Annotated in this window: 14 protein-coding genes; 5 read left to right on the plus strand and 9 right to left on the minus strand. The window is 42.5% G+C overall.

What is annotated here, in order from left to right; all coding sequences use genetic code 11:
• From lepA to kdsA, 4 genes are all read left to right on the plus strand, one after another.
• Positions 1-1761, plus strand: a 1761-nt coding sequence (gene lepA / locus KAH81_04130; GenBank protein ID MCK5832842.1) for a translation elongation factor 4, incomplete at its 5' end; no start/stop codon positions are given.
• A gap of 138 nt (positions 1762-1899) precedes the next feature.
• On the plus strand, positions 1900-2415 hold the full coding sequence (locus KAH81_04135) for a type II secretion system protein (protein ID MCK5832843.1): 516 nt from the start codon (positions 1900-1902) through the stop codon (positions 2413-2415).
• A 108-nt stretch (positions 2416-2523) separates the two neighbouring features.
• Positions 2524-2763: a hypothetical protein gene (locus tag KAH81_04140; GenBank protein MCK5832844.1), complete on the plus strand. Its 240-nt coding sequence runs from the start codon at positions 2524-2526 to the stop codon at positions 2761-2763.
• Positions 2764-2768: 5 nt separating this feature from the next.
• Positions 2769-3587, plus strand: a complete 819-nt coding sequence (gene kdsA / locus KAH81_04145) for a 3-deoxy-8-phosphooctulonate synthase (GenBank protein ID MCK5832845.1) — start codon at positions 2769-2771, stop codon at positions 3585-3587.
• Between the two features lie 4 nt (positions 3588-3591).
• On the opposite strand, the gene recR is transcribed toward kdsA, so the two are convergent.
• The 9 genes from recR to uvrA all read right to left on the minus strand — a co-directional run bounded on the left by recR (position 3592) and on the right by uvrA (position 13243).
• Positions 3592-4194 carry a recombination protein RecR gene (recR, locus tag KAH81_04150; protein ID MCK5832846.1) on the minus strand — a complete coding sequence of 201 codons (603 nt, stop codon included), beginning with the start codon at positions 4192-4194 and terminating at the stop codon, positions 3592-3594.
• A 19-nt stretch (positions 4195-4213) separates the two neighbouring features.
• On the minus strand, positions 4214-5557 hold the full coding sequence (locus tag KAH81_04155) for a hypothetical protein (GenBank protein MCK5832847.1): 1344 nt from the start codon (positions 5555-5557) through the stop codon (positions 4214-4216).
• On the minus strand, positions 5554-6516 hold the full coding sequence (locus tag KAH81_04160) for an AMIN domain-containing protein (GenBank protein MCK5832848.1): 963 nt from the start codon (positions 6514-6516) through the stop codon (positions 5554-5556). The genes KAH81_04155 and KAH81_04160 overlap by 4 nt, the downstream gene beginning before the upstream one ends.
• On the minus strand, positions 6516-7214 hold the full coding sequence (gene pilO / locus KAH81_04165; protein MCK5832849.1) for a type 4a pilus biogenesis protein PilO: 699 nt from the start codon (positions 7212-7214) through the stop codon (positions 6516-6518). The genes KAH81_04160 and pilO overlap by 1 nt, the downstream gene beginning before the upstream one ends.
• The gene (locus KAH81_04170) at positions 7211-7936 is read right to left on the minus strand and encodes a PilN domain-containing protein (GenBank protein MCK5832850.1); all 726 of its coding nucleotides are present in this window, start codon (positions 7934-7936) and stop codon (positions 7211-7213) included. The genes pilO and KAH81_04170 overlap by 4 nt, the downstream gene beginning before the upstream one ends.
• A gap of 1 nt (position 7937) precedes the next feature.
• A complete protein-coding gene (gene pilM / locus KAH81_04175) occupies positions 7938-9005 on the minus strand; it encodes a type IV pilus assembly protein PilM (protein ID MCK5832851.1) in 1068 nt (355 codons plus the stop codon).
• Positions 9006-9104: 99 nt separating this feature from the next.
• Positions 9105-10019, minus strand: a complete 915-nt coding sequence (locus KAH81_04180) for a hypothetical protein (protein MCK5832852.1) — start codon at positions 10017-10019, stop codon at positions 9105-9107.
• Entirely contained in the window at positions 9988-10269 is a 282-nt protein-coding gene (locus tag KAH81_04185) for a VanZ family protein (GenBank protein MCK5832853.1), read from the minus strand. The genes KAH81_04180 and KAH81_04185 overlap by 32 nt, the downstream gene beginning before the upstream one ends.
• A 133-nt stretch (positions 10270-10402) precedes the next feature.
• Positions 10403-13243, minus strand: coding sequence for an excinuclease ABC subunit UvrA (gene uvrA / locus KAH81_04190; protein MCK5832854.1), 2841 nt, complete (start codon positions 13241-13243; stop codon positions 10403-10405).
• Positions 13244-13561: 318 nt separating this feature from the next.
• Here uvrA and KAH81_04195 point away from each other — a divergent pair, with 318 nt between their 5' ends.
• Positions 13562-16375, plus strand: a complete 2814-nt coding sequence (locus tag KAH81_04195; GenBank protein ID MCK5832855.1) for a hypothetical protein — start codon at positions 13562-13564, stop codon at positions 16373-16375.
• The last annotated feature ends 48 nt before the right edge of the window (positions 16376-16423 follow it).

Here is a 16423-nt window from a genome sequence, read left to right on the forward strand (position 1 = left end):
GCGCATATTGATCATGGTAAATCCACACTTGCAGATAGAATGCTGGAAGTTACTAATGTCATTGATATGGGTTCACATGAAGCTCTTGTGTTAGATGATATGGAGCTGGAAAAAGAGCGCGGGATTACAATCAAATCTCATGCGATACGCATGGAATACGAAAAAGATGGAAAAACATATATTCTTAATCTTATAGATACTCCCGGACATGTCGATTTTACCTATGAGGTTTCACGCTCTTTGGCGGCTTGCGAGGGTGCAATTATTGTTGTTGATGCTACTCAGGGTATTGAAGCACAGACAATTTCTAATCTCTATCTAGCTCTAGAAAACAACCTCGAGATAATCCCTGTTGTTAACAAGATAGATATGCCCGCAGCGCGACCTGATGATGTGGCCATTGAAATAGCTGAGCTTATAGGCTGTGATATTGGTGAGGTGCTTCTGGTTTCAGCCAAGACCGGCGAAGGTGTTGGGTGCGTTCTGGATGCTATAGTTAAACGAATTCCTCCACCATCGGGAAGCAAAAATGCCCCACCTTGTGCTCTCATTTTCGATAGTTTTTACGATACATATCGAGGCGTGGTGGTCTATATCCGCGTGGTCGAAGGCGTTATATCGCGCGGTGATAAGATTAAATTTTTTGTTACAAATAAACAATATGAAATAGACGAACTCGGCTATTTAACGCTCAGTCTTGAAAAGACCGATTCACTTTCCGCTGGCGAAGTGGGTTATCTCATGGCGAATATTAAAAGCGTTGGCGATGCACGCGTTGGAGATACTATCACTATTATATCGAATCCCGCACCCAAACCGCTTCCGGGATACCGTGAGGTTAAACCCATGGTCTTTAGTGGGTTCTACCCAACGAATCCCGAAGATTTTGAGAGCCTTCGTTCTGCGCTTGAAAAGCTTAAACTTAACGATGCAAGTCTTGTCTATGAGCCGGAAACCTCTGCGGCTTTGGGTTTCGGTTTTCGGTGCGGTTTTTTGGGGCTTCTTCATCTCGAAATTAGTCAAGAGAGGCTTTATCGGGAATACAATCTTGATATTGTAGCGACCGTGCCCAATGTAGAATACAAGGTAATAACAAAAAAGGGTAAGGTTCTCGCTGTCGAAAATCCGGCCAAAATGCCAAATCCATTGGAAATTGAAAGTGTCGAGGAACCTTATGTCGAGGCCGAGATCATTACACCACACGAATATGTTAGTCCTATAATGGGTTTAGTTAAAGAAAGGCGCGGTGAATATATCGCTACGGAGTACGTCGATCCGGCGAGGGTTTTATTAAAGTTTAGTATTCCACTCGCCGAGATAATTTTTGATTTCTTCGATAAGATGAAGACCGTTTCCCGTGGTTATGGTAGCTTCGACTATATCCTGGTCGGATACAGACCTTCGGATTTAGTAAAACTCGATGTCCGTGTTAATGGCGATCTTGTCGATGCCTTGTCCATTATTATTCACCGAGAACGAACCTATGATTGGGGCCAAAAATTAGTTAGCAAATTGAAAGAGTTGATTCCACGCCAGATGTATGAGGTTGTGATTCAAGCGGCGGTTGGATCGCGAGTTATATCCCGTGCAAGGCGTGCGCCATTGAGAAAAAACGTAACCGCAAAGTGCTATGGAGGCGATATTTCGCGAAAACGGAAGCTCCTAGAGCGCCAAAAAGAGGGCAAACGACGCATGAAAATGGTCGGAAGTGTAGAGATACCTCAAGATGCCTTTTTTGCGGTTTTAAAAATTGAGCGCTAGTTTATGCATTTTATAGGTTAATAGAGGGCTTTAAATCATGTTATTAAATGCTGAATGCTATTAAATTTCTTGAATTAGGCATTGTTTATTCCTATAATATCTCTGAAGGCGCAATAAAAAGGAAAGACCATCACAGTCATGGCAAAAAAAATTGATAGACATAAGGGATCTCTCGGTATAACCTTGGTTGAATTAATGATCGTCTTGATCATTATCGGAGTCCTTTCATCGCTAGCAATAATTCGTTTTAGTTCTGCATCTAAGAAAGCAAAAATCCGAGAAGCAGCTGTTATGTTGGCTTATCTTTGGGATATTCAATACGAATATTATGTGGCTAACGGTGAATTTATACATCAGAAGAACTTCGGATTTATACTCTTCGAGGTGGATTTCGGTTTTTCTTGGTTCGATAGAAGTAATGAATCACTTAGGAAAGAGCTGAACTATAGTTCTCCATCAGGAAAATCTAAATTTTGGTACATTAGTGGATTTGGTGGCTCTGGTTTTACAACTCATGCTTACCCTAAGGTTAGCGGTGATTTTATAAATTGGGATGAAGAAGATGTCGATAACAGCCTGAAGGGAATAACTCTCTCTGTTGACAATGACCGCACTATTTATGTATATGGCTTCGGTAACGTAATGAAGCTTTAATTAAAGCTCAGAGGAATATCCACGAGAGATTGAGAATTTGATTTATCTTGACCTAAAAGGGAAAAGGTATTATCTTCCCCCTATATTTAGTTATTAAGGAAGGTCATAATGATCAAATGGGCAATAATTATTGGAGCACTTGCTGTTTTTGAAATTCTCGGATTGGTTGTCGAATTTCCTCACGAATACCTTTTTCTACCTCCTCTATTAATCTTAATGTCTGTTCTCGCTATGTTTTATCGTGTATATAATAAAATAAAACAAGGCGAAAGAGAAAAAATCAAGCATGAGCTCTATGAGCTTAAGCAAAAAATGGAAGAAACTTCTGAAACAACGATAAATAGTTAGAAATGATGAAGCTTAAAACTCCATCCCGCGAAATTAGAATTGGAGATATAAAGGTTGGCGGGGATAACACCTGGGCATTGATAGCTGGTCCATGTGCGATCGAGAGCGAGGAAGTTGCTCTTCAAACTGCGGATTATCTTGCAAAAATTTGTTCAGATTTAGATATCCCATACATTTTTAAAGCCAGTTATGACAAAGCTAATCGCCTATCGGGAAAATCTCCGAGAGGTATTGGTATTCAAAGAGGCCTAGAGATTCTTGATAAGGTAGGTTCCAAGATTGGAGTGCCTGTTTTAACCGATGTTCACTCTTCCGACGAGGTTTCTCGTGTTGCTGAAGTTGTAGATTGTCTCCAGATACCAGCATTTCTTTGCAGGCAAACTGATTTACTCATTTGCGCCGCTGAAACCGGCCTTCCGGTTAATATAAAAAAGGGTCAATTTCTCGCTCCGGAAGATATGAAACCCATTACAGATAAAGTATTATCGATCGGAAGCGGTGGGCTTTTAATAACCGAGAGGGGAACTTCGTTCGGGTATCATAATCTCGTAGTCGATTTCAGAGGTATCCCGATTATGTCTCGATATGGATGGCCTATTGTTATGGATGTTACGCATAGCCTGCAAAGGCCGGGTGGAGAAGGTGGTTCGAGTGGAGGAGATAGAGAATTTGCTCCGCATTTGGCGGTTTGTGCCCTTTCTCTTGAAGTCGATGCATTATTCATTGAAATCCATCCCGATCCGGACAAAGCAATTTCCGATAAAAAAACTCAATGGCCTCTATCGCAAGCCAAAGAGCTTCTCGAATTCCTCAAGAACGGATAATTCACTAAATTTGCGGGACTCTATTCTCAATTGCGCGTGAGAGAGTGGATTTGTCTGCGAATTCCAGATCACCACCCACAGGAAGGCCCCTAGCGATACGCGTAGTTTTTAAATTAAAAGGTAAAACTAGTTTAGCTATATACATCGCGGTTGTGTCGCCTTCTGTTGTGGGGTTTGTTGCCAAAATAAGCTCTTCAACCGAGCCTTCATTGAGTCTCTTTAATAGAGCATCAAGATTAAGCTCATCTGGCCCTATGCCTGATAGTGGGTCTAATACTCCTCCGAGCACATGGTAACAACCCTTGAAGCTGTTTGTTGCTTCAATAGCTAAGAGATCGGAAATCTCTTCTACTACGCATATTATGCTTTTATCTCTTTGTGGATTCAAACAAATCGCGCATGGGTCGGATTCCGATATTGAACCGCAGATGCTGCAGAATTTAACATTATCGATGAAGCTATTAAGAGCGTTAGCTAAGGCGCGCGCATCTTCGGATGGTTTGTGCAAAACATAAAACGCGATTCTACGAGCGCTTCTTCTTCCAATCCCCGGAAGGCGGGAAAGTTCATCTATCAAGTTTTCGAGTATGGCAGGAATTTCAGACATATATTTAGAACGGTTAAAATTATGGTTTTTCAGGGAGTATGGTATATGGTGTTACAAAGATAACTAATTCGGTTTCATTTGTTTGGTCTTGTTCAAAACGGAACAAGCGGCCGATAATAGGAATATCCTTTAAAATCGGAACTCCTCGCATAAGGGCTTTTGTGTCCCTCGTAGTGAGGCCTCCTATAATAAGCGCCCCTCCATCATCGACAATAACACTCGTTTTTGCCCATCTTGTAATGATGCTATATCCAGCAGAGCCCGGAGAATATGAGTTGCGTTCGATGTAAAGATCCAAGGACACCCTTCCCAAGCTTGTAATATGGGGCTTAACTCGAAGCGTAACTCCTATATCGAATAGAGTCGTTACTACATTTCCCGCTTCATCTGTTGTGTTGATCGGGATCTTAACACCGGACATTATTTCCGCTTCCTGATTGTCGAGAGTCACGATTTCAGGATTATCAACAATTTCGCCATTGTTGTTTGAAGTCAAGGCAGCGATGGAAACACCTATGTCATAGTCTCCAGAGACTATTCCCCATGTAAAAGAACCGAGTTGGTCTGTAACACCGATTTCCTGAGCACGGACTCCGAGACTAGCATATTGATCGTTTGGCGGGATGTTTCCGGTTTTACCGCTAGTCGCTATGCCTTGTGAGACGCCAGCTCCAGCTTCCCAAGCAACCCCAAGCTTGTCCAGCAGCTCCTTATCTACATTGAGGATTTTAGCTGAAACGCGAATTTGTGGTGTTTCTGTATCCAGAACTAAAATAAGGCTCTCGATTCTTGTGAAGACTTCAGGAATATCGTTTACGACGATGGAATTCGTTCTACCATCGACAACTAATTCGCCTTCCGGAGTGAGTGTTCCTCGAAGAACCTGAGCCATGGCATTTGCATCGGCGTAACTGAGCAGGAATATATGTGTGTCATGTGGAATGAGTTGTTGCTTTTGTTGTTGATATTCGCGTTCATCGAGAATGTCCCGTCTATAATCATCGAGACGCATTGCACGATATGTGTTGCCCTCTTGGATAAGAGTCAAGCTGAAGGTGTTTATTATACTCTGAAATGCGGTTGCCCATGTGACGTTTCTCAGTTTAAGGTCCACTGTTCCGGAGATTCTGTTATCGACGATAATATTAATATCCCCGGTTTCAGAGAAAAAATTTACAACGGATTTAATATCTGCCGACTGAAATACTATTTGAGGAAATAACCTGTCTCCATGAGGAGATATTTCGTTAGCATTAGCAACACCTTCTTCGAGCTTTCTTAAAAAGTTGTATCCGACATCCTGGGCAAAAATGTTTAATGCTGCGGCTAAAAAGACGATGATGAGAATAGAGCTCTTTTTCATCGGTCTTTCACCTCCTTTGGCAAAGAAAGAGTTACTTGCCTGATTACTCCAAATTCTTCAATATTAAAGGTTACAGTAGTATCCGAGATTTCGGAGATGATGCCACCTTTAATGCTATCGCCGGTTCCATAAATGTAACCCCACCCTCGAGCATCTTGCAAAACTGCAATTTTATTGATTCCTCGTCCAGCGACTACTCCCACAAGCATAAGGTCCTCTACAATTGGGAATGCCTCTTCGCCGAGTTTTGATTCGGTTGCGGGTTTTGCTACTACAAATGGGTCAGGAAAATCCCAACCTCTATATACCACGAGAGGGCGAATATAGCTTGCGCCCTCTCCTAGAGAATCCCCAGATATAAAGGCTTTTTGAACCTGTTCCTCGTGCACTCTTCTAGTAGGTCTCGGTTTTTTTATAGAGGATGGGGGTTCCGAGGTTTTTTGAGTTTCGCTTTTTTCTTTTATAGGCTTGGCTTCGGTTTTTACTTCTTTGGGTGCTTCTTCTGTCTCCGATATTGGCTTTACCTTAATTTTATCGGCCGGAGTGGCTCTACTAATTGACCACTCAGTGAAATCAGGATAGCCGGGTGTAGGCACAATAACTTTGCCTGATCTGGGGCCATCAGACGAGCTAATTTCCCCTGTGGGTTCGGCCAACACAAATACAATTCGCGTAATAGGTGGATCGCTTTGAAATTGAGCTGAACGGGCTTCGACAACTATCCCCGGTGGAAGCGGAGGAATGTTTTTGTCCTTAAGGCGATGGATACCGCCAATTAGGTCGATAAGAAGCCGGTCTGGATTCTGGAGACGCGCGGTCTTAATCGATGAAGGCCCCGAAGTCAAAACTTCCGTGATCGTGTTATCGCCTTCTCGATATATCTTCAAACCCACGACATCATACTCAGAAGCCGAAATGCTTATAATAGTAACAAGGATTATTATTAATATTTTTTTCATCATTCTAGCGTTGGGATAATGCCCCCGGAAACTCCGCTGAGCGCATCGTCCTCAGTTGCGCGGGGTTTAGTGCCCGGAGTAGGTTTTGAAATAGCGCCTTGACTCGATTGATTAACTTCGGTTAACATAGAAGGCGGTTGAAGCCTTTCCTCGGTTTTAATATGATATGCATTTATTACAAACTCAGAGTTAACTGTCTCACTTCCCTTCGAGCTATTTTTTACCAAAAAGTTTTTAGTTGTAGCAACAAATTTAAGATTTGCGATTGATTCGAGGAAAGAACCAAGTTCATGATATTTACCAGAAATTACAATTCTATAAGGATTGGTATGATAGTATTCAGATGCCTCGGAGGGGATAACATCGAGTTGCCTGACCATCATGTTATTCTCTCTTGCCGAAATATTGAATTTTGTTACAAAATCTGCAACATCCCTTTCTGTTGGCATTAATTCCTCGAGAAGTTTATATCGAATAAAAAGCCTTTCAACCTCTTTTTTAAGTTGAGGTAGTTTAGCCGCGGAGAGTTTGATATTTGAAAGCTTAAGATTAAGCTGTTCTAAAGTTTCTCTTTTTTCCTGTATGATTTCTTTATTAGGAGTATATATCTGAGTGAGCCACAAAGCAAAAATAACACCGAAAATAAGAATCCCAGCGGCGATCTTTTGAACTTTATGGTCTTTAAAACTTATATTCAAGGCTCAGGTTTCTCCTGTTTGGCTTTTTTAACAGCATCCAGTGCAGCATTTTTCTCTTGTTCAAGAGCTTCTCGGCCCAAAGGCACAACTTTTGATGAAATAGGAGGAAGTTCATCCTTTATATTTATCTCTTCTTCGCCAATAAATTCTCCAGCATATTTCTCGGCAGTGGCAAATACTACATTTCCGGAAAGCTCGAAGCTATATTGCGTAACGCCTTCCGAAGTCGTGTTTTGTTCCCGAATATAATTCAACTTAATATCATCGAAATATTCCGAATTGATAAGACCGGCAATAAAATTGGCAATACCTTTAAGATTATAGCTTATACCTTTGACTGTAACGATCTTCTCAACTTCGACAAATTCGCTTATCCATAGAAATTCTGGTATTAAACTGGCAAACTCTTCGAATGTCTTAACCCAAAATGGTCTTTGGATTTCAAGCATTTTAATTGCTTCGATTCTCGTCGCTATTTTATCGCGTAACTCCTGAACTTGTTCGACCATGCTAACCTGTTGGCTAAAGCGTTGAATCTCGCTCTCCACTCTTGCAATTTCATTCTGAAGGGTTTCAATTTCATTTTGTTGTTGTTGAGTTTGGAACCAAAGAACAACAAGCCCTACAACCAAACAGACGAAAACATAAAGGAAATATTTATCGAAAAAAGGAACTTTCCTTTTTTTCCTAAGCTCCTGTGGTAGTAGGTTTACTTTAATCATACTAATCCGCCCTCAATACCAAACCAACAGCATTGGTATATATGGCTCCGATTTTTGATGGGTCCACTCCTCCAAATACTCCTTCCGCCGGCTGAAGATTCTTGAAAGGATTCATTATTTCAACAGAAACACCGGTCTTTTGCTCGATAGCTTCCGGCAAATAATCGATCAGGGCTCCACCACCACTTAGATATATTTTATCGACTTTCCTACCTTGTGTAACATTTTCGATGTAGCTAAAAGCGACATCTAAACCGAGTTTAATATCCTCAGCAGCATTGAAAACAGCCTCTTGAAAAGCGGTTTTATCTTCTATTGGGAATTTATCTAGCATTAAATCGTCGAGATCATCCCCTGTGAGCCTGAGCTCGGATTGAATATAATCCCATATCTGTCTAGCTCCAGTCGAGACATCTCTGACAGTATAATAGGTTCCATCAATTACAAAAGTTATATTGCAAAGCGCATGGCCAATATTAGTTAACGCGAAAACGCCCTCTTCAGGAAGACCATAATTAAACTCGAAAGCATTGAAAGTAGCAAAAAAATCGAGATCAATGGCAATGGGTTCCAGGCCAGCGTCGCGAACAGCGTAAAAATATTGTTCCACAAGTTCTCGCCTAGCAGCAACAAGAATAACATCCTCTTTTTTGCCATCAGGGGTTTTGCCAAGATGGTGATAATCCACGGCTACACCGGATGTTCCGGTTGGGATTCTCTGTTCAGCCTCGATCATGACCGCCTCGGAAAGCCTGCCTTTTTTACTTCCAAGCGAGACTTGAATTCTGTCGGTGAATACCTTGTGGCCTGAAAGGTTGAGGATAACCTCGTTTGTTTCCGGAGCAATTTCTTCCGCTAGGCTTTGGATAGCATAAATTACACCTTCATGGTCCTTTATGTCTTTTTCTACGATTGCGCTTTGAGGAAGGGTTTTCAAACCAAAGCCGAGGAGCTTGGGTTTGCCTACAGATGGAGGAACGATATTTACAATTTTTACATTAAAGGTGCCAATATCGAGTCCTAAAATAGAACCAGATCTTCGCCCTCTTATGGAGTCGAGAATGCTCATATTATCCTCATAAAAGGTCTAACTTATGCTATAGCTTGAGTATAGTATAGATAACCTAAAGGTAATTGTCAAGGCTAAAAAGTTCTTTTATTTATTTTACTATAGTTTTGCAAATAAAACCTCCGAGATTAAGATTCCTATTCTTGCACCCCAATCTGAAATAATAACACTGGAAGATGTGCCACGCATGAGAAATCTCTCTATAATAATTGCACCAGCCGGTAGAATTGTGGCTCTTTTTGGGGCAAAAGCTATAATTTTTCCTATTTGATTTTGGCTTTTTAAAGCCAAAGAATCGATTGTTCGAGTAATCCAATTTAAATCGAGTGTGGAATGATGCACTTTTTCCGGTATATACTCCGATAAGTTATTGAAAATTGCCCCCAAAGTGGTTATCGAACCGCCAACGCCAATCGGATTTTTTTTGAAAGCATTTTTTGGAATTACCTGTAATTCCAAATCGACGAGTTTTCTCACCTCATTTAACTGTGCTATTGAAAAAGGTGCAATTAAATCCATCTTCTCAGTCAGCACAACAGCACCGATAGGAATGCTCATCGAATCCAACAAATTAGTGCTTCCCCAGATAATCTCTGTGCTCCCACCGCCAACATCGAAAACGCATTTCTCTGCACTATGGTCCAGGCCTAAAGTCGATCCCAGATAGGAAAAATAAGCCTCCTCTTTTGGTGTAAGGATCCTTACTGAATGGCCTATGGAATTCGACAAGATCGAAACGACTTGTGGGGCATTCTTAGCTTTTCTGAAGACTTCCGTCCCGAAAGGAATTATACTTTGAACGGCCTCGTTTTGCATTGTCTTCTTGAAATTATCCAAGACTCTTACGGCATCCTCGATAGCACTCTCGGATATTATTTTTGTTTTTAAAAGGCCTCTACCAAGGCGAGGTTCTTCGACTTTGGTGAATAGAGGTTTAATATCGCCGCTCCGATCTATTTCGGCGATGGTCATTAAAATGGAATTAGTTCCTATGTCTATGCTCGCGACTCGCACAGTATCTCCTATACAAAGCGAAAGCAAGGAAAACAGTTATGCATCCGGCTAGGTCGGCAATAAAGTCTGCAATGCTTGCCTTACGATAGGGTAATTTTGACTGAAAGTATTCAACAAGTCCACCAACTACCGATGGAATAAGGATAGTAGATATAAGAGGATATGCGCCGCTGACAGCGTAATAAGCTAATGTCGAAAGTAACGCAAAAGCACCAAAATGAAGGACTTTATCGAAATTTTGAAAAAGCATCGGCTGGTTAGGCGACGGTTGAATGGTAAGGAAGATAATTATCACCGTCCAAATAATTGCTGGAAGGTATTTTAATGCCCGATAGAGCTTACTTCTTTCTGGTCGATTTAATTTATCCTTGGAATGCATATTACTAAATTATTCCCAGGGATTTTTTTAGGAAAGAGCCGGTATAGCTTTTTCGATTCATTGCGATATTTTCCGGTGTGCCTTTCGCCACGATAGTTCCCCCCATATCTCCACCTTCGGGACCGAGGTCTATGATGTAATCGGCAACCTTGAGAACATCTAAGTTGTGCTCGATTACAAGGACGGTATTACCAAGATCGACAAGTTTATTAAGAACATCAAGAAGTATTTTAACATCGTAAGCATGAAGACCGACAGTAGGTTCGTCGAGAATGTAGAGCGTTTTTCCTGTCGATTTTTTAGAAAGCTCTGTTGCAAGTTTAACTCTTTGTGCTTCGCCACCAGAAAGCGTAACAGCAGATTGTCCAAGCGTGATATATCCAAGGCCTACATTACGAAGTGTTTTAAGTTTGTTTGAGATCAAGGTTATATTCTCGAAGAAATCGGTTGCTTCATCGACGGTCATTTCGAGAATTTCATTTATATTTTTGCCTTTATATCGAATTTGTAGAGTTTCTCTGTTGTAGCGTTTACCATGGCAGACGTCGCAGGGAACATAAACATCGGGCAAGAAATGCATTTCGAGCTTAATTGTGCCTCCCCCGCCACATGTATCGCATCTGCCGCCTTTAACATTGAAAGAAAATCTTCCTGTTTTGTAACCTCTTGCTCGTGATTCAGGCAAGCTAGCGAAAAGTTCCCGTATAGGAGTAAAAGCGCCGGTATATGTAGCCGGATTGCTTCTTGGAGTTCTTCCAATAGGTGACTGGTCAATATCAATGACCTTATCTATGAATTCGAGACCGCGAATAAAGCGATATGGCAGTGGGCGAATATTCTTGCGCGTGAAATAGCGTGCAAGTATCGGGAACAGCGTCTCGTTTATCAGCGTGGATTTTCCCGAGCCTGAAACACCCGATATACAGATAAACATACCAAGTGGGAGTTGAATATCAACATTTGCAAGATTATTGCCGGATGCACCTTCGAGGGCGAGAATTTTCCCATTCCCTTTGCGACGATTCTCTGGAGTAGGTATCTCGAATTTGCCCGAGAGATATTTGCCGGTGTAAGAATTATCACATTTGACTATTTCTTCGGGAGTGCCGGCGCATACGATCTCTCCCCCGTGTATTCCGGCACCCGGTCCGAGATCGATAATATAATCCGCAGCCTCGATTGTCTCGCGATCGTGTTCGACGATTATGACTGTATTCCCGATGTCACGCATAGATTCGAGTGTTTTAATTAGGCGAATATTGTCGCGCTGATGAAGGCCGATAGACGGTTCATCGAGAACATACATCACTCCGACCAGCCGGCTACCAATTTGTGTGGCTAAATGTATTCGTTGGGATTCTCCGCCTGAAAGCGTGCTGGATTGGCGATTTAGGGTAAGGTAGCCAACGCCCACGGCATCGAGAAATGCAAGGCGCTCGGTGATCTCTTTGAGTATCTGTTTCGATATGAACTTTTCGCGGTCGGTAAGTCTTTCTTGTAGGTTTCGGAAGAAGAAAAGCGCCTCGGCGATGCTCATCGATGTAACCTCATTTATGGGCAAATCGCCGACTCGAACACTTCTGGCTTCAGGGCGAAGTCTGCTTCCACCACATTTAGGGCACGGAGCTTGACTCATAAACTGCTCTATCCACATGCGAATTCCGTGGCTGTCGGTCTGATGGAAACGCCGTTTTAGGTTGGGAATTATGCCTTCATATTGAGATTTCCATTGGCCTTTGGCTTTGCCATCTTGAGATTCGTAATGGAAAGTGAATTCCTTATTACCCGATCCGTAAAGAACAATCTTTTGAAAATCGTCCGAAAGTTTACTCCACGGTTTATATAGGTCAATGCCTAGTTCAGCTGCCACTGCCTTGATCATTCTACCCCAGTGTCTTCCTGTGGGGTCTCCCCATGCTTTAATTGCGCCATCCATAATGCTCTTTGATTTATCCGGCACAATGAGGTCGAGGTCGAGTTTGCGCTCGGTGCCAAGGCCATCGCAAGAAGGGCAGGCACCATAGGGACTATTAAAGCTAAACGAGCGCGGAGAAAGCTCCTCATAGGATATGCCACAAACAGGGCATGCATAATTTTCACTGAATATCTGCTCTTCTTCGGTGTCGGGATCGAGTATCATGACCATGCCATCGCCGAATTTTATCGCAATTTCTATAGACTCAGTGAGCCTCTGTTGGATATCATCTTTGATAACAAGCCTGTCCACGACTATCTCTATGTTGTGCTTGATTTTGCGAGAAAGCTCGAGTTTGTCTTCGATAGAGTGAACCTCTCCATCGATTCTCGCCCGGACAAAACCGTCGCGAGCGATGCCATCTATGAGGTCCCGATATTCACCTTTTCGCGAGCGAACAAGAGGAGCGAGAATCAGAATACGCTTGCCCTCCGGCCATTCCAATATTTTATCGACAATCCCCTGCACGCTCCACTTGGATATCTTCCTGCCGCATTGATAGCAAAAAGCAATGCCGATTCTTGCATAAAGCAAACGCAGATAATCATATATCTCGGTGACTGTCGAGACTGTTGAGCGCGGATTGTGGCTCGCTCGTCTTTGCTCGATAGCAACAGCCGGTGATAAACCCTCGATATTATCGACATCGGGTTTTTCCATAAGACTGAGAAACTGACGGGCGTAAGCCGACAGCGATTCTACATAGCGACGCTGTCCTTCAGCAAAGAGCGTGTCAAAAGCAAGAGAGCTCTTACCGCTACCGGATAAGCCGGTAATGACGGTAAGGCTATCTCGAGGAATATCGACCGAAATATTCTTCAGGTTATGTTCCCGCGCGCCTTTAATTGATATGATTTCGCTTTTACTCATACATGTTATTTCTTTAAAAAGAATATTTATTTAATATATAGTTAAATTAGTTATTTTCAAGCGACGCTTTCAGTTAAGAGGACACAGTATTAAGACAAATCGCCTATTATTCTCTAATTTGGAAAAGGAGCGTGATTTTATTAAGTTACTTATATTTTCAGGATTTTTATTCGGTTCGATTATAACTTCAAGGTGGAATAGCGTTAAATGTGGTGCAATGCTTTTTCTAATAGGAAAAATTCAACTTGTTGCATAATGCCAGTTTATAGCTATATTTGAATAATTGATATAAGTATCACAGATACTGAGGTCTGTATTATGCGTAGCTTATTTGTAATATTGCTTTTAATCTCTTCTTTAGTTTTTCCTGCTGTTCCATTCCTAGAAAATGCCCGCGAGATTTTACCTTCGCCCTTTGATGGCCATGCGCAGATGTCCCAGATAGTTGTCAATTTGGATGAGCAAGCGCTACCGGGTTGGCGTGGAATAATAAATCAATGGACGGGACGTCCTTATAGAGCATTTGGGAAGGGGATCGAAATACCACACTGGGTGGAAACTCCCGAATTAGCGGAAAATGCCGTCAGAGCATTTATAGATGATCACCCCGATATTTTTTGTGTTTCTTCACAACAGATTAGAACGGTGAAATGCAAACGACATCTCGATACGTGGTTCGTTATTTTCGATCAACTTCAGGATGGCAAACGCATTTATGGTGCGCGGCTAGATTTTAGAATATCTCCGGATGGCAAGCTTTTCATGTTTGGTGACCAAACATTGCCGGCTTTCAAAAGGGAATGGCCGGTTTTGTCGGCCATCAATACAATCGATTTGGCTCAAAGGGACCTGGGCTTTCAGTATTCAAATGCCGAGGAATTAGAAGAAATTTGGCTCCCAATAGAGGAAGATGGGCGCCTTGTTCCTCATCCGGTCCGTAGAATTGATTTAACGGTGGACAATCCACCATCGAAATGGGCTTGTTATGTTGATATCACAACTGGTGCGACGCTTATGCGCGTTAATAAATTTTATTACTTTTCTGGTTATATAACTGCGAGTGTCGAGGTTTCCCCGGTCGCTCCATGGAACACAACACATACGCGTCCGATCCGATGGGGAAGAATTGTATTTGGTTCTTACTACACAGATGCAAGTGATACCGGTTATTATAATTTCTCCACATCGAGCAGTGGAACCGCTATTCACGAACTTGAAGGAGCATATCTAACAATGAATGATTCCAACGGCGCCGAGCCTTATTTCTCAACCTCGGTTTCCGGCAGCGCCGATCTCGATATTCACATGGATGATTCCTATTCAGGTCCCGAAGAGCGTTCGGCTTATGTTTGGGCTATGCGTGCTTTAAGAAACACTAAGCTTATAGACCCTTCATTCACAGGCATGGATGTTCGCACTGGCTGTAATGTCAATTTATACGGTTCCTGCAATGCTTATTGGAATGGTAGTTCAATTAATTTCTATCGAGAAGGAGAGGATTGCCCCAATATTGCTCGTATTAAGGATGTTGTAATGCACGAATATACTCACGGCATCACATCTGCGATTTACGATGGTAGCGGTTATGATCCGCTTTTAGCAGTTAATGAAAGCTGGAGTGATTATTTCCCCTGCACCGACTCCGACAATCCGCAACTCGGTCGCGGTTTCTTTGGAAGCTATACATATCTTCGTTTAATTGACAACGATATGGTCTATCCTGATGATTGGGAGGGCGAGGGACATCACGACGGAATGATTCTCAGTGCGGCCTTGTGGGATATGCGTGCAGTTCTCGGAAGATCTTATTCGGATACACTATTTATGTTTGCACGCTATGGCTTACCCTATAATTTTAGTGATTATTATTACGATATTTTAGCTGTCGATGACGATGATGCCGATCTCTCTAACGGCACCCCGAATTACTGTGTCATTGCGGATGCTTTCGGTGAGCACGGTATAGGTGGTGGTGCGGATATAATTCTCTCGCATACTCCTCTCGGCGACACCGAAAATACCCATTTGCCCTATTCTGTTGTTGCCAATCTTGTCGCTTGTGCTAGCTCCTCCTGGTTGCCCGAAAGCGTTCTTGTGCGCTTTTCTATCGATGGATTTCTTTGGGCTACAACGGCTATGACATCAACTGGAGGAACAGTATATACAGGGAGTATCCCGCCTCAACCTGCGGGGACAATAGTGCGTTATGCAGTTGTAATTAAAGATAATTTAGGCCACTCAAAGACGCATCCATCTGACTACCCCGATAGGAAAAATATATTTGCCGTTGGATCGCAAGTAGCAATATTCGAAGACGATTTTGACTCGGACCTAGGATGGTCGAGCGGAGCTACAGGCGATGATGCCTCGACCGGTCAATGGGTGCGCGAAGACCCATATGAAACCTATAATACTTCGACTGGTTTAATTTATCAATCTGAAGATGATCATACGAGTTCGCCGGGAACTCATTGTTGGGTCACAGGTAACGCGCCCATGAGTCAGGGGGCTGGCTATGCCGATGTTGATGGCGGTAAGGTTACGCTTCTTTCTCCAATAATAAACCTATCTGCCTATCCCGATCCGATGGTTAAGTATTGGCGCTGGTTCACAAATGAAACCTCCCTCGATGACTCATTTTGGGTTGCAGCCTCCAGCGATGGAGGAAGTAGCTGGCACGTCGTCGAGGTCGTTCCGCAGACGGAAAATAACTGGACCCGGGTTGTCTTTCCTCTTACGGATTTCATTACCGCAACCTCAAATGTTCGTTTTGCTTTTCAGGCTACCGATTATCGATCAGGAAGCCTCACAGAGGCAATGGTGGACGATTTTGGTATCTATGCTTATGTGCCGGTCGCAGTTGAAGAGAGGCTGAAATTACCAGAAGAATTTGATATGGAAATCTGGCCGAATCCGTTCAACGCCTCATTGAGAATGGAGTTTTCTGTCATTCCAGAAAAAGCAGAAATATTCGATATTGTAGGGAGGCAAATAGTTGTATTGGTCCCCGGAAAAACAATTATTTGGAATGGCGAAGATGTTTTGGGCGAAGAAATACCCAGCGGGATATATTTTGTTCGCGCAAGTTTCGGGGATAGTGATATTATCAAAAAGGTATCGTTGATTAGATAAATTAATCGAGGATAATGAATCTCCAAAAAGGCAGGTTAGACCTGTCTT

The organism is bacterium (assembly GCA_023145965.1).
Taxonomy (GTDB): Bacteria; UBP14; UBA6098; order UBA6098; family UBA6098; genus UBA6098.